Consider the following 14194-nt stretch of genomic DNA (forward strand, 5'->3'; position numbering starts at 1 on the left):
TGAATAGCCTCTATTTTCAAATTCATATTAAACTTAGACAAAAAAACTGCACCTCCAGATTGTTAGATGGTGTCTAACAATTGGGGTGCAGTTCATTACTCAGCCTGCCTTTTTCTATTCATTGATCCTTATTAGAATGCTGCTAGCCTAATTCCTTATTAGATTACTTATCGCGAGAGGTAACTTTATACTTCATACCTTGGCTATCATAAGTGATCCATTCACCAACGGGCTCGCCTTTGTCGAAATAACCTGAACGCTTTATCGTTCCATCGAGCCGATACCATTCCCAATAACCTTCCGGTTGGTCATCGATCACTTTCCCTTTAGACCACATCGTTTTTCCATTAGCATGGTACTTGATCGTGTAGCCGTTAATTACATCAACGTTTTTTTGTTTAACAGCGCTTTTTGGTGTCAAGTCGCATTTCTCGTTTTCCATGACATGCCTCCGAGAATCAGATTTTGCATTCATATTAACACATCACAAAGGCAGTAAAGAAGCATTCTCTGATACTCTCGAACTACGTGTTTCAAACAAAAGACAACTGACGGTTCCAATCGGCTGCTTTTTCCTTGGAGGAATAGGAAGAGAAATGAAAAGGCAGCTTCTTCAAGTGAGGCTATCAGCATAGCTAGTTGTATGACTTTGGTAAAAAAGGGGAAGATACACTTTAGACCAATGAGGGTAACGGAGGAACTGTACACATGGATTTTTTCAAAAGCCAAGAGTCGTTGACGGCAACGGGATGGATATTGCGCAGCATTGTCGGATTCGTATTTCTGATCGTTGCTGCCAAATTTATGGGCCAGCGTTCCATATCACAGCTTCGGTTTCTTGATTTCATTATTGCGCTGACGCTTGGCAACATTATTGCCCATCCGTTATCGGACGAGCATCTTGGGCTTAAAGGTTCCATGATTACGACTGTTTCTCTCGTTATCCTATATATTCTCGCGATCTGGATCAGCCTAAAGATCCCGCTGATCAAACAATTTTTTGATCCTCCCGCGATTACCCTTATCCAGGAGGGAAAGCTTGATTACAGAAACCTAACGAAAGCTAAGCTGCCTATTGAGTTCTTGTTCGCAGAGCTGAGAAAAGCAAATGTAGATGATATCTCAAAGGTTGCTTTTGCTGCATGGGAGCCCGGTGGAACGTTATCCGTTTTCATGAATACGGCTTTCCAGCCTATAACGCCAACTGATCTGAAGCTATCGACGGAACCCTTCAACTTGACTAAACCGATCATAGCGGATGGTCACATAGAACATGCTCTGCTGCGCGAGATTGGAAAAGACCGCGAATGGCTGGAAGCAGAAATACGCCCCCGCGTACTAAAGGATATAATTTTAGCAACGATAGACAGCAATCAGTCCGTTCAGGTACAAGTAGTTCGAGAACCTTAAACACAGTTCCGCAGCTTTGTGGGACAAGTAGGTCAGATACGCGAAATAAGGCATCTCGATGTTACATAAACTAGGAACGTCCGTTCAATCAAGCGGTGACAGCCTAAGACTTTCTTCTTGTCTGCGGCTGCCATCGCTCTTTTTAGTTTGATTTCAACTATCTCTTTACCTTGTATTAAGCTTTAGAATGAAGCAGAATGAACACAAGTATGGGGCTGGGGTTATCCAGGCTATGCGGATGATGGCCGACCCCCGGCTTCACGATTAACGAAACTATTCCGCCTAACTCACGGATCCTCTCTGCGAACGGTGCGGCATTCTCGGACAGCGGTACCGGAATATCCGCATCGCCTGCTACAATTAATATCGGTATATTCGTGGCGGCAAGCGCCTGCACGTTATCGATCGGAGAGAGCTTCGCCTCTGAAACGGTTTCTTCATCAACGCCGTAGACAGCCAAACACTCCTGCCACTCGAATTCTGATCTCTTTCCAGCACCTCTCCCAGCCGGCCAGCTCAATATGTCCAATACAGGCGCATCCAGATACAGCATCTTAACCTGGTCGGGGTAGGCCACCGCATAGTTGCAGGAATATAGCCCTCCTCGGCTAAAGCCAAATAGCACGGTCTTCGGAGATAGCTCGAAGGCTTCTGTGACATAGTCCTGAAAGACTCGCATATGAGCGACGGCACCCGGAGCTCCGTACATATCGCTTACGTTATCGTATGCGATTGCCCATCCCTGTTCTAACAGAGCCATATCCGCGTAGGAAAAGGCATCAAAAAAGGAAGCCCGCCATATCCACGGCTTGCCTTCTGCGAATGTTTTAGGAAATACAAGCAGTCCCTCCCTGCCCTCCAGCATAAAATCGATCCGTTCATAGCCTTTCCATAGCGACCTGCAATGCGATGCGGCAACATCCAGCTTGGAAGCGATGTCCCGAATCTGTGCCGCCAAGCCTTCTCCCCGCTCAATGGCTATATTCAGCGGCAGCGCATCTGCCTTGCTCGGGTTTGTGTGGCCGACATGCTCCTTCCACGCGGAGCTAAGCAAGCGATGCCGCTCCATGACCGCCGCGAATATAGGAATCTCTTCCGGCTGCAGCACATGCTGCGGGACCTGCTGGAGCGATATATTAAATAATACACGAAGCAGCTCACGGGCAATGATCCAGTGTCCCTCAGCACCTGGATGTATGCCGTCACCTGTTACATAATCGGGATCTTTCGAGCGCTTTTCACTCCATAGCTCAAGCAATGGATCATGAATGGAAACGACGGCATCTACTCTTCCATGCAAAGTAAGCACCCAATCCGCGTACCGCTTCAACACATCCTCGTAACGGGCAAAAGGTGCAGCATAGCTGTAGTCTATCTGGCCTTCAGGCTGCATCGGCGCGTCGTAGGATACTGCATCGAATGGAGGCGGCGTCATCAGAATAGCTTTGGCATCAGCGGCTTTGACAAGCTCGACTGCGCGGAGGATGCCGCGCTGGTAAGCTTCAAATCTCTCGTCAGAGAAGGGATAATAAATACCGTCATTCATCCCATAGCAAAGCACGACCCAGTCAGGCTTGCTCTCCTCTAAAGCCAGCACCAAACGATCATGAACGCAGGGACGCGGAAACGGATGCTCCGGCTCGCTTAGTCCCGATGCTGTTTCACTGCTTACGCCAAGGTTAATGAGTGTAATCTCATGCCTAGGCCAATGTTGAAGCAAATATGCGTCCATGAAGGCGATATATGTTCCCTCATCTGTGATGCTATCGCCAAAAAATACGATTTTTTTCTTATTCGGAATGACCGAGTCTTTTCCATACAGTGGTTTCATTCTTTATTCCTCCTTTTGATTCGAACCTCATATTGATGCATCGCGATGGGAAGACCGCGGAAGGACAGGGTTCCTTCGCTAATTAAATGCCAAAGCCGATATTCCATAAAGCCAAAGTCGATTAGCTGATCGACATGCTCCTGAAGATCGCCAATGACAGCCCCCGCTCTTACATAGCCATCATTGATTGCCTGGCTTTCTAGTCTTTTTACAGCCTCCAAAAGCATAGAATCAAGCTCCTCTTCAGTTGCAGCCCTCACCTCTCCATTCTCCCAAAACCGCAAGGTGTCCTTCTGATCAGACAGCTTCTGCCAAGCCATTTCATATTGCTTCCGATTGTCATCCGATAGCGCTGCAGCGGATTTACTTTGCTCTATGATTTGCATATAAGCATCCAAATTAAGCAAGCCTAGCGCATATATTCGCTTTTCCTTCGCTGCCGCTAGCCCGCTTTGCTCTGAAACATTAATGACCCGTATCGCGTTCCGTTTGCCTCTCAGAATATGCAGCGCAAAGCGCAATCCAATCTGATCGTGAGCGTTATCTGCACACCAGATGTCGATGGATTTACCCTCCGGAATGGCGGAAAGCCGCTCGATTATTCGTTCGATTTGATGATCACGATTAGCAAGCTGGTAAAATGCATGATTCCGTAAACGTTCGGCAAGCCACATGTCTCGGTATCGTTGTCCCTCAGCGTGCTCAAGCCCATGAATCGGACCTGTAGAAAATACTTCATTAAAAGCGATGACTTCATTTTCCATTCTTCTACCCAGCTTGCTCAGCGAAACTTTCAAAGAGCCCGCTGCCGATAAGCCGAAAATAAGATGTACGGTTGTTTTTCGCTGTTCTTCCGCTAAGCGGCGCGACATCGCCTCCGCAATGTGACTGCTGAACAAATCAGATACATACTTCGCTAAAGTCTTCTGTCCCTTATCTTCATGATCTAACCGGGAAAGCGACAGCTCAAGAAGCTCATTCAATAGTTTTCTTGCCTCATAATCGTTAAGCTCCTTTAGCCGTTCGCCTATGGATTCCACGCTCAACCACCTTCATCCCTCTCTAATTTGTAGCGCTTTCATTTAACAACGTCTTTCTGTTCTCGAATAGCCGCAGCATACCTGCTATTTCCAGCATCCTCAGCTGGTTATGCACGTGTACAATCTATCTAGCATTATAGCTTACCAACCCTAGCCTCCGCGTGGATAAACAAAAAGCTGTCTGAAAGATCAACGTATGCGCGTTGATCTTCCCTACAGCTCATTTCTATTACTCCTGCTCCGAAGCAGCCGCCTCGGAGAGACCCTCGTCCGCGGGATCATCGGCTAATGGAGCAGCTTGCCCAGCGCCAAGGCTTTTGAATGCCCACCAACGCACCGCAATGACAGAGGCCGCCGATTCCGTCTCTCCCTGCAGCTTCATTCCGATTCGGAAACTGCCTTTCTCAGGATAAACAATCGTTCCAAGCGACACATTCGGAATATCAGGCTCGAATTCGGTCCCCTTGAATACATCGCTTTGACCGTAATATATCTTTTTCATCGTGCTTGTCCGATCTGCGAGCACCGTCCGATCGACTTCTTCAAGACCAACCACTACCGAAACCTGACCTTCGCCCAAGCCATGTGAAATTTCTTCGGATACGTAGTTTTTCTTGCCTCGTGAGAAAAAGAATCCGCCGGTCTTGCCGATTGATTCAAGCGCCACCTCCATCGTACCGGTTGCGATTTCATCGTACAAATGCTGAGGCCGCGGAATGCCGAGCTTGAAGTCAAACTCATTGCGATCCGGGTGATATTGCACATCCAGCGACGGCTTCGCGTCATATTCCAGATCATGCGTCTCGGCACTGGCATAAAATTTATTAAGTGACGAACCTCGTGAGGTTTGGGCTAAGCGCTGCAGCAGCGACGTGCTTTCGATATATTCATCAAAAGGCACCCGATCCACTTTCTCGATCATATAGGTTGGGCCCATTTGCAGCAAACTGATCTTGGCTAAGCAAATGCTTTGATCCGCAGCGCCTTCCACGGCCTGCTCAAGCGTCCGCTCATGCCAATCCTTCAGAATACGATTCGCTACCGGCTCGTCCAGCACATCAATGCTGTGCTTGGCATTCGTGTCCAGCGGAATTGCTGAATCGCCAATGGTCAGCTTAGCAGCTTGATTCGGAACGGATAGCTCCGCTTTAACGCCAGCTGTTTGCGGAGCTTTCACATGGAAGCTCACCGCATATTCTGTTTCCTGCGCGTCGCCCGGCTCCACGAATACCACCTTGGTGCCATCATGTCCGACAGAGGTGAAGCCTGAAGCCTCGTACTCATATTGGAACGCGATTCGAGGCGTTTGCAGCGTTTTCTCAACAACTAGCTTGACCTCGACAACCTCGCCCACATTGACATACTTAGGCATGCGCTGCGTAATCCGCACATTCGCATCCTCATAGATGGTCACGACATTCTCCAGCAAACGGACGAATTCGAAGGAGGAGGGAGCAGGTGCTTCTTCATTAATGAATAGACGATAGGATTCCAGCACCCGATTATATTCGCTTACTTCATCGTTGCGGATGGCCGAATTGCCTACGGAATGTACGGGTTCTTTGCCCTTCTCATCATAAGCGACGCATAAGTAGACGTTTTTCTTGTACTCATTGTTCGTAAAGCCCTCAATCATGGACAGCTTGAGCGTGACGGGAGACGGTATGACGAGCTCGCGTCCGATATAATCGATGGCTACGCCCATTTCAACGGAGATCGTTTTATCGTCAACAGCCACAACCTGCATGCCCGACAATACGCCGCTGCCGTAAAGCAGGCGGTTTAGCAATCTTCTTTTGTCATTGAAATATTTCTGCTCGGACTCGAAATCGCGCACTGTAAGCAGCTTCCCGTAAAAATAACGATTTCTCTCAAATGGATACAGCCTCGATTTTTTCACCTGTACCGCTCCTTCGCGTTTTTATATTATTCCAGCTCTGAATCCATTTCTAAACGTGTATGGACATCTAGGCGCTTCTCCATGCCAATATCTACGATTAGCGTATCGTTGGGCATTGTCCGATCAGGGTTCAACTTAAGCAGCGATGGCTCCGTGAGCACCGTATTAATACCTAGGTATGTATGCAGATCCAAGTACATCCATGGCTGCAGCAGCACAAGCTTGGCCTCCGTGAAGGCTGGCTTCTGCTCTTCGAGCAATTGCTCGATAACGACGCGCTGCTTCTCGGACGGAGCTTGCTCCGGCTTTAGGAGCACGGTGAAGGTATAAGGATCTCCTCCGTACAGCTGATCCGTCAATTGACGCAGCTCCGCATGGTCGCGCATCGCTTTCGTTTGGAAGTACTCCACAATCAGCGGCTTTACTCCCGTATAAATCTCAATGGTTTTCATTAAGCCCTGACGCGTGCCGCGGTAACGGTACAGCTCTGGTGCAGCCTGGATAAAAGCTTGCACCTGGTCATCCGTCCAGTAATCATCGGTTTCCAGGCCAACCCAGGTCGCAAGCCACCGAAGATGCTCGCCGGTCGCCCTTTCCGGATCAATGTAGCGAGATAAATCCTCGATATCCTCCTCGATGCCGGAGAACAGCGTGCCGAATAATGATAAATAACGCTCAAGAAAATCGCGACTGGCCGGGTCCTCTTGATAAACCGCCGGCAAATAAGACAGATACGTGTCCCGAGGGAAATAAATACGCATCGATTCTATGAGAGGCGTATATCGCTCCGAGGCAATAAACTCCATCTTTAACCATAAATATCGGCCCTTTGCCCCAAAAAACAAAGCATCATTTGGATTAATAACGGGCTTCGACCAAAAACCATCAAGCCCCTTCAGCTTCTCGCGGTAAGGGATTGTCCGATCTGCCAGCCAATCGTCAACCTTGAGGTAACTGCCGGCAATGATGCAGCTATCCTCATTTTGGCTGAAATAGGATACATGCAGCTGCGTGCCGTCTGGAATGAACGTTTCCAGCGCCATTTTGTGCCAGACTGTCTCCGCTTCGGCGCTGTCGAATGCCGTTGAGAGCCAAATCCCCTCCGGAACGCCAGTCTCTTCCATAAGCAATGTTTGCGGCTGCAGATTTAATATCGTAACGGTGCCATCCTCGCCGTTCAATATGTACATGCGGTCCTTCTCGTCGATCAGCAGCTGATCCGCCTTGCCGCGGAAGCCCGTAATGCGACCGATGGTCTCCCCGGCAGCGTTCAACTGTGTAATGAAGCGGTCATCCTCGCTGACTTGATCCATTTGACGCGTATCGCCTACGTACAGTTTCCCGCTTCCATCTGCGCAAAGCCCTGCGTAAGGCAGCGAAGGAAGCTCCCGCTTTATGTTTAGTCGGCCATTCGCCTGGAAGCTGAACAGCTTGGCGTACAGCGTATCGAATATATAAAGCTCACCGGACGATGCAATGGTCATATAATACGTTCGGTTCAAATGCCTAAGCTTGGCTCGTACATGCTGTGTAAAAGCTGGATCGCTCCATACGGCTGCGACTGCCCCGCCCAGCGTAAATTGGATAATGCCAAGCTTCGCCCCTTCCGCAACCGTCGGCTCATCCGCTCCCGGATCGAGAGCTAGCGGTGTAAGAATATAAATATAGCGATCGTCAGCTGCAATGGCGAGGGGGTGCAGGGGAATCCCGTCCGCCTCATCGCCCATACGGGACCAAAGCGTCTGTCCGTTCCCGGTATGGTAGGCTGCTACCGTTCTTTCACTCGAGCGATCGGCTGCAATGAGAAGGTCACCAGAGGCAGCCAGCCTGGCATGTGAGCTAAACAAACGATGGCCCTGCGTAAACAAGCGCTTATGGTCGGCGTTGCGACGGTCGTATATCCACAGATCTGCACGCTCATCCAGCAAATACATATGCTCATGCTGCGAGACTGCGATTTCCTTAACCGGTGCAGTGCCCGTAAGCTCATTCAGTTGTATGGTTCCCGCAATGCCATAGCGGCTATCGCGCTGAACACCATATCCCGCAATATGATATTCAAGATTGTATCCCGTGCCGCGCTGCCAATCCTGCTCGCGGCTGATCGAGAAAAAGTGGTTTTGTCCGTTCATGCTGTGCCTCCTTTGCAGCCGATTACCACAATGCTAAAGATGCGTACGACTTATAAGTTCAATATCATGCTGTCCCGAGAAAACGAGACCATGCGGCGGCAGTATAATATCGCCGCCAGCGCTCTTCTTTACATGCGGGCCCTCCGCATCGATCCATAGGTCCTGAACGTAGACGACACCGTTCCCAAGGCTCAATGCGCTATAAATGTCGCCTTTATACACGGAGCGGCCAAAAGTCCAGCCTTTTATCCCATGTTCGCCATCAAGCGGACGCAGCAGTTTTTTCAAAAGCTCAACCAAGCGTTGTCCTTCGTCTACGAACTGCGGTTCAACGACAACGACAGCATTCACCGTCACTTTAATATAGACGGGAGGAATAACATGCACCTCGGTCGTGACAAGCCTTCTCGTATCCAGATGGCGCTTTACGGTTTGCAGAAAACCAGCGCTAGGGGTTGGCGTATCCGTCAGGCCATACGGAACAACGACGACAGATATTTGTCCCGGAGCGGTTTCTCTCGGATAATCAGCCAATCCCGGCTTGAATAATGGAATCGCATGTACTCTAGCTACAGCTGCGCCGGGTGTCGCTCTAGCAAGCGTCTCGTAATCCTCGTTCGTAACGGCTCGGAATGTATGCTTAAGCTCCGCCTGTGCCCGCTGCAAGGTGATCTGCAGCGTTTCAGCCTCTGCACCGCCTGCTGCAAAGCCAGGGTTGTCCGCTTTTATATGTAAAGCTTTCTGAGCCTCGTTCACCCATTCGGTAATGAGATGCGGCTTCACGTTGCCCCGATCTCCCCCTCCGAGCTCACAGGCTATGAGTACGATATTCGTTTCATTGCTCGCTTCCGGAATGGCGCCACGTTCTCCATTGCCAAAGTGAATCAACCGTTTAACCGGATCGTATATGAAATGGCGGTCCTCCGGTTTGGAGCGGTCAAATTCATCTACCCGCGTCCAGTCCAGCCATCGGTAAGTGCCTTGCGGCTCGAGCACTCCCACCTGCAAGCGCAAAGCATCACGCTTCTTGCAAGACAGGCTGTACAGCTCAAAGGTCTGCTCCGGGAGACCATTGCTTCGTCCAACCTGTCTGTACAGATCGAATTTAGCTTCGCTTGCAATGACTCTTACCGTTTGCCCAGGCGGAGGAATTGCACCTGATAAGCCGTCGCTGAACTTGACAGTCACGCTGTCCAGTGCTTCATGCCTGACAAGGGCAAATAATGATGGCGGGCGATCCATTGGAGGCAGATTTTCAAAAGACGGTGTTTCCTGCCAGTAGCGCCAAGATCCATCTGCATCCTTTACTTGAACGCGTATTTGTCCGAAAACGGCCAAATAGCTATCCATATGTATTTCTTCGTTCGGCTCTCCGTCAACGACAAAATCGACGATTTCGCTTAAGGTGTCTTTCTGCTGGGCAGCTACCGTATGCAGCATAAGCTGGCGTATGCGGGGCGGCATTTCATAGCCTGCTTCCTCAACCGTAGCGCATATCCAATAACGGGCCTGCTCACTGGCAGGATGTACCGTGACGCTGCGCATTTGCGATTTAATCGCAAACGTAATCCTTCCGCTAAGCGTCAAATGCAGTGTCTCGTCCTCGATCATCTCAACGGGCATCCAGCCCGCAGAGCCCGAAGACTCATCCCAGCAATAAGCCTTCCAGGAAAGGCGAGCCGACGGCGAAATAGCGGAGCGGTTCACGACAAACTCCTGTTCCGCATCCTTTAACATGTCGACCCCCGCTTCCAGCAGCTTAACGTTAATCGTTATTTGCTCTTGCGGCTCAAGCTCACGGTCAAAGGAAAGATACAGCTTCGAGGCTGCCTTCGCATCCTTGCCGAATGCATAAAAGGCGACGTTCGCATGATCATTGGTAGCCGTAACATCATTCGCTTCCCGTTCAGTCCGGGTAACAATCCGTTCCAGCACGAGCGGTACGAGCGAAATGGATGCTTCGGTCTCGAACATTTGATCCTCAGCCATGAGCTTCGATCCGCGAGGCAGCGTTACCGCTTTATTCACATTCGAAAAGCGCACGATCGCTTTCGCCGAACTGGCATCCGCTGGCGCAATGCCCAGCAGATCCAGAAACCTGCGTTTGTTTCGATCCGGAACACGTCCAATGAAATATCGCTGCATCTCTGTCAGCCAAGCAAACAGCTCGATAAATGTAATCCCCGGGTCATGGGCGTTCTCGTCCGTCCATTCAGGCACGCGTTTCGGAATAAGCCTTCTAGCTTGTTGAACAATTTCCGCATAGGTGCGGTCGTCCAAGGGCAGCCTTGGCAGCATATGATCTCTCCTTTCTATTAAGTATTTATATCAAGATCCTTGCAAGGATTACAGCTTTTATTTAGGGGCAGGTATTGCTGTAATGGTATGTACTCCGTTGACAACAATGCCGTGTATAACTTCATCCATTCGCGTTGGATCACATTCCGTCCTTACGCCATTTTCAATCTTAACCACATGCAGATACAGCCGCTCAATGTATAAAAGCGATCGGACCGCATGCAGCAGAGAATGCAGGACAGACACATGCAGAGCTTCGCCTATATTCCAGCCGTTTCCATCCACGTTTCCCGTTACGGAATCGAGGAACGCATTCAGCTTTGCCGCACAGGCTAGCTCTAACGGCAGCAGCTCGTCTACCGACTCCGTCGCTACCGTCGCGTGGACGGATACTTCCAAGTATGCCGGTTCGATGACACGGATAGATCCGCTGAGTGAGACCATATTCGAGGCTGTCCGCGTCAGCTCGCGTTCGACTGCCTTGCGAAGCTCAGGAAACTGCGCCGCATTCGCCAAGCCGCCTGACGGGAAAGCAACGACCGTCATGCAGCCAGGAGAACGCTCCAGCAGACCATTGCGATTGCTCAGGCATTTGACCTTGGCAATTTGCGGATAGGCTTCTCGGGCAATCCACTCCACATCCTTTGTTGTGACGGCCCGTCCGCGGTGCTTAAGCCGCTGCGGTCCTCGTTCGAGCACCTGCTCGACTCGCTCCGCGTCGCCTCCACCGATGGAAGGCGCTGGATTGCTCACGCTGCTGATGAAAGCAAACGGGAGCACCATGCCTGTTATTTGACCGGCATCCACATGGCCGCTGGCTCCGCTGGTCGTTTTGAACCGAACGCGGACCGTTTCGGCTGTATCGGAGGAAGGCATCTTTCCTCGGATTCCATCGCCAAACTGCAGCGTTCCCCCGGCATGGTCCGGCATATAATGTTGGTCAATCGGTCCAGATTCAGCGAGCGATGCAACCGGCCTCCATCTCACCCAGAAGCGCTGGTCGTTGCCGTCTCCATCTCTTTGCAGCATGTAGCGGTCCGGTTCTGCATCGCTTAGCGAGATTCGGTCCATTGGCGTAACATGCTCGAGTTCATCCACCCATACTTCTTCTTCGATATAAGCGGTTGGAGCTAAATGTACGAATCCGTCAGACGGAATCGTGAGCTCCTTTTCCTGACTGATCTGCTGCCTGACGGATACGGCATTCAAATGCATGCTCTTTGCAATCGGATTGCTTGGATAAGAATCTCCAAGCGTACTATCCCGATTGATGACCCGTATCCAAAATCGCTCGCGACCGAACAATCTTGCCGAAACCATTGCCGGCGGACCAACAAATTGTAATTCTCCGCTTACTGTAAAGGCTTCCGTACTGTCAATGACCTTGAGCGGCTGCCACACGTAACGGCCGGCTTCGAGGCATAGCGCCTCCCATTCCACCCATGGCGGCTGGTTGCGCACCGAGAATCTTCGCTCCAGCTCGATATGCAAACGAATCGGTCCTTTTAGCGGAGCCATGTCAAAGGAAGCATACATCGCGGGATGACTCGCTTCAATTGGTTCAAACAGCTTGAATGATTGTCCGCCCTGCTGAGCAGAGATCGTTCGGTCCCGATTGTCGATATTGCTTCTCGTAAAGGCATGCTCCGGCATGAACAAAGTTTGCGATCCATGCGCATAAGAAAGCGACGGCTCTCCTAGCCATGGCGACATATATTCGACAACGGGAGCGATAATCGGATCGGTCTGCAGTACCCGTGCCCGAATCCAATAATCGGATGCGCCGTTGACAAAGGTTTGCGTCATGTCCTCGGGACAGACGAAGTCCAGCGTGAAGCTTCTCTCACTCTGCTCGGGCAGTTCTGCGAACATGCCGCCATAACGCTCGCTGCCCGGCAGTCTTGCCCAGTTTCCGCCATCCCAGTACTCCCATTGCACGCTCCGGATACAGATACGCGGAGGGTCCTTCTCATCAAAGTCCGAGGTGCGCATGACCATCTTCCATTTGACTTCCGGATCCTGCGCCATACGAAGCCTGCTCGGAATCGCTTTCGCCTTGAACGACAATTTAATTTTGCTCTCGCGCTTGGTGAAAGCTTCTTCACAGGACAAATAAAATACGGAATATGGAACAAAATGCTCACCGAAAGGATAGAATCCGTCGCTCAAAAGCTCCGTGTCATTAAAGTACAAGGCGCCTGGCTGGATGCCAACGTCATCGTTTGCAGCATCATGGGCAGCGCGCAGCCTAATCTTGTCCATTTCCAAATGTTTCCTCAGCAAAGGAGAAGCCGTTCCTTGAAGCTGCTTCAGCGTACAGCGGATCCAGCGGCCGCTTATGCCTTCATGCTCCGTCGTTTCAAGCTTTCCTGCTTTTTTCTTATGTAAGACGACCATATTTCCTGCCGCTGTAGCCGAATCGAAAGCCACCCAATTTCCGTTCGAGAAATAGGTCCACTCCACCCACTCCGACGCAAGCGAAGCAGCAAGCTCCGGCTCTGAATACCGTTTTTCGGTATGGTGAACATTCAGATAGAAGCGGTTTGGACGATCAACTAGAAATAAGTCGTCATGGCGAATATAAAGTGTATGCTCCTGCTCATTCTGCTTCGAGCTCGTATCGAACAGACTGACCGGCTCTGCAATACCGCCTTTCAGGCGATCGCCGTACGCAATCGCGGCAGTTGCAATATGATCCCGCTCCGGATGGACGTTGATCCATTCCATCAGCTTGGCAGGCGTTGCAAGCAATACCTTCTCCGTTTCAAAGACAAGCGGCTCTCCGCCTTCTGGATGAGGAGCAGTCAAAGCAATTCCAGCAGGCAAATATACCGGATCTACCGCACCCTCGCTAAGCTGAAAAACAACCGAAGCGCGGGCTGGTCTAGGCGGCTGCAGCTTGACCTCAATGAGATCAAGAAAAGCGAGAAAATGGTTGAGCGGTGCTTGATTAAGTCGCTTGACCGTTCCCTCCAGCATCTCGGCGGTCAAATAGGCGAGTCCCGTCCCCGCATCCGGCTCTTCTTGCGAGAAGCGCCATTCCGGCGTGTAATGCGGTGCCATCTCCTTCAGCTGAGACATAAAGGAGGACAGCGTATTATGGTTTATTTTTGGCGGACGGTTGTCACCGCCCTTACTTCCCCCGTGCTTCATCACGTTGTTCGCTCCCGTTATTTCGTCCCTTCCTCCAAATAGAAAGGAAAGACCTGATTAAATAGATTGTTTGTTGAACGTACGGCATAGGAAACATTCATCAGCACACGTCCGTTGTTTTCACGGTCCGGCTTTACTTCCACCTCGACGTCCTTGACACGCGGCTCCCAAATTCGTATCGCTTCCTGCACATCGCTCGCAATTAGTCGCAGGGAGGTTTCGTCCGTTGTACCAAAAACGAAATCCCTTAGCCCGCAGCCAAAGTCTGGTCGCATCAAGCGCTCTCCCTTAGACGTTCGTATAATAATGCGAATCGACTCTTCAATATCCTCTTCGCCTTCCGCCATCCGAATGCGGCCGGTCGTTGCGTCAACCTGAACCGGGAATTTCCATCCTTTTCCCAAAAATGATGCCGACACAAGCTGCAGCC

The 14194-nt window shown here is 50.6% G+C and carries 9 protein-coding genes; 1 reads left to right on the forward strand and 8 read right to left on the reverse strand.

Annotation, left to right across the window (positions count from 1 at the left end; translation table 11 throughout):
- Positions 1-163: 163 nt before the first annotated feature.
- Complete coding sequence (locus FHS16_RS20975; protein WP_183567257.1) at positions 164-442, reverse strand: toxin-antitoxin system YwqK family antitoxin; 279 nt, start codon at positions 440-442, stop codon at positions 164-166.
- Between the two features lie 266 nt (positions 443-708).
- Between FHS16_RS20975 and FHS16_RS20980 the strand changes: the two genes are divergently transcribed.
- A complete protein-coding gene (locus tag FHS16_RS20980) occupies positions 709-1410 on the forward strand; it encodes a DUF421 domain-containing protein (protein ID WP_183567260.1) in 702 nt (233 codons plus the stop codon).
- A gap of 175 nt (positions 1411-1585) precedes the next feature.
- Here FHS16_RS20980 and FHS16_RS20985 read toward each other — a convergent pair whose 3' ends face one another.
- The 7 genes from FHS16_RS20985 to FHS16_RS21015 form a co-directional block, all read right to left on the reverse strand.
- On the reverse strand, positions 1586-3241 hold the full coding sequence (locus FHS16_RS20985) for an SGNH/GDSL hydrolase family protein (protein ID WP_183567263.1): 1656 nt from the start codon (positions 3239-3241) through the stop codon (positions 1586-1588).
- The gene (locus FHS16_RS20990; RefSeq protein WP_183567267.1) at positions 3238-4281 is read right to left on the reverse strand and encodes a DUF1835 domain-containing protein; all 1044 of its coding nucleotides are present in this window, start codon (positions 4279-4281) and stop codon (positions 3238-3240) included. Before FHS16_RS20990 ends, FHS16_RS20985 begins: the two co-directional genes overlap by 4 nt.
- Positions 4282-4510: 229 nt before the next feature.
- Positions 4511-6181 (reverse strand): hypothetical protein, encoded by a 1671-nt coding sequence (locus FHS16_RS20995; RefSeq protein WP_183567270.1) that lies wholly within the window; start codon positions 6179-6181, stop codon positions 4511-4513.
- A gap of 26 nt (positions 6182-6207) precedes the next feature.
- Positions 6208-8313 (reverse strand): phage tail protein, encoded by a 2106-nt coding sequence (locus FHS16_RS21000; RefSeq protein ID WP_183567273.1) that lies wholly within the window; start codon positions 8311-8313, stop codon positions 6208-6210.
- A 33-nt stretch (positions 8314-8346) separates the two neighbouring features.
- Positions 8347-10611, reverse strand: a complete 2265-nt coding sequence (locus tag FHS16_RS21005; RefSeq protein ID WP_183567276.1) for a putative baseplate assembly protein — start codon at positions 10609-10611, stop codon at positions 8347-8349.
- 57 nt (positions 10612-10668) lie between these two features.
- Positions 10669-13764, reverse strand: a complete 3096-nt coding sequence (locus FHS16_RS21010; protein ID WP_246431892.1) for a baseplate J/gp47 family protein — start codon at positions 13762-13764, stop codon at positions 10669-10671.
- A gap of 17 nt (positions 13765-13781) precedes the next feature.
- The gene (locus FHS16_RS21015; RefSeq protein WP_312891007.1) at positions 13782-14183 is read right to left on the reverse strand and encodes a gp25 family contractile injection system sheath assembly initiator; all 402 of its coding nucleotides are present in this window, start codon (positions 14181-14183) and stop codon (positions 13782-13784) included.
- Positions 14184-14194 lie beyond the last annotated feature (11 nt).

Origin of the sequence: Paenibacillus endophyticus, from assembly GCF_014192395.1 — a bacterium.
Classification (GTDB): Bacteria; Bacillota; Bacilli; order Paenibacillales; family Paenibacillaceae; genus Pristimantibacillus; species Pristimantibacillus endophyticus.

Coding starts and splice junctions, on each gene's coding strand:
- FHS16_RS20975 (WP_183567257.1), bottom strand. CDS start 442: ATGGAAAACGAGAAATGCGACTTGACACCAAAAAGCGCTGTTAAACAA.
- FHS16_RS20980 (WP_183567260.1), top strand. CDS start 709: ATGGATTTTTTCAAAAGCCAAGAGTCGTTGACGGCAACGGGATGGATA.
- FHS16_RS20985 (WP_183567263.1), bottom strand. CDS start 3,241: ATGAAACCACTGTATGGAAAAGACTCGGTCATTCCGAATAAGAAAAAA.
- FHS16_RS21000 (WP_183567273.1), bottom strand. CDS start 8,313: ATGAACGGACAAAACCACTTTTTCTCGATCAGCCGCGAGCAGGATTGG.
- FHS16_RS21005 (WP_183567276.1), bottom strand. CDS start 10,611: ATGCTGCCAAGGCTGCCCTTGGACGACCGCACCTATGCGGAAATTGTT.
- FHS16_RS21010 (WP_246431892.1), bottom strand. CDS start 13,764: ATGAAGCACGGGGGAAGTAAGGGCGGTGACAACCGTCCGCCAAAAATA.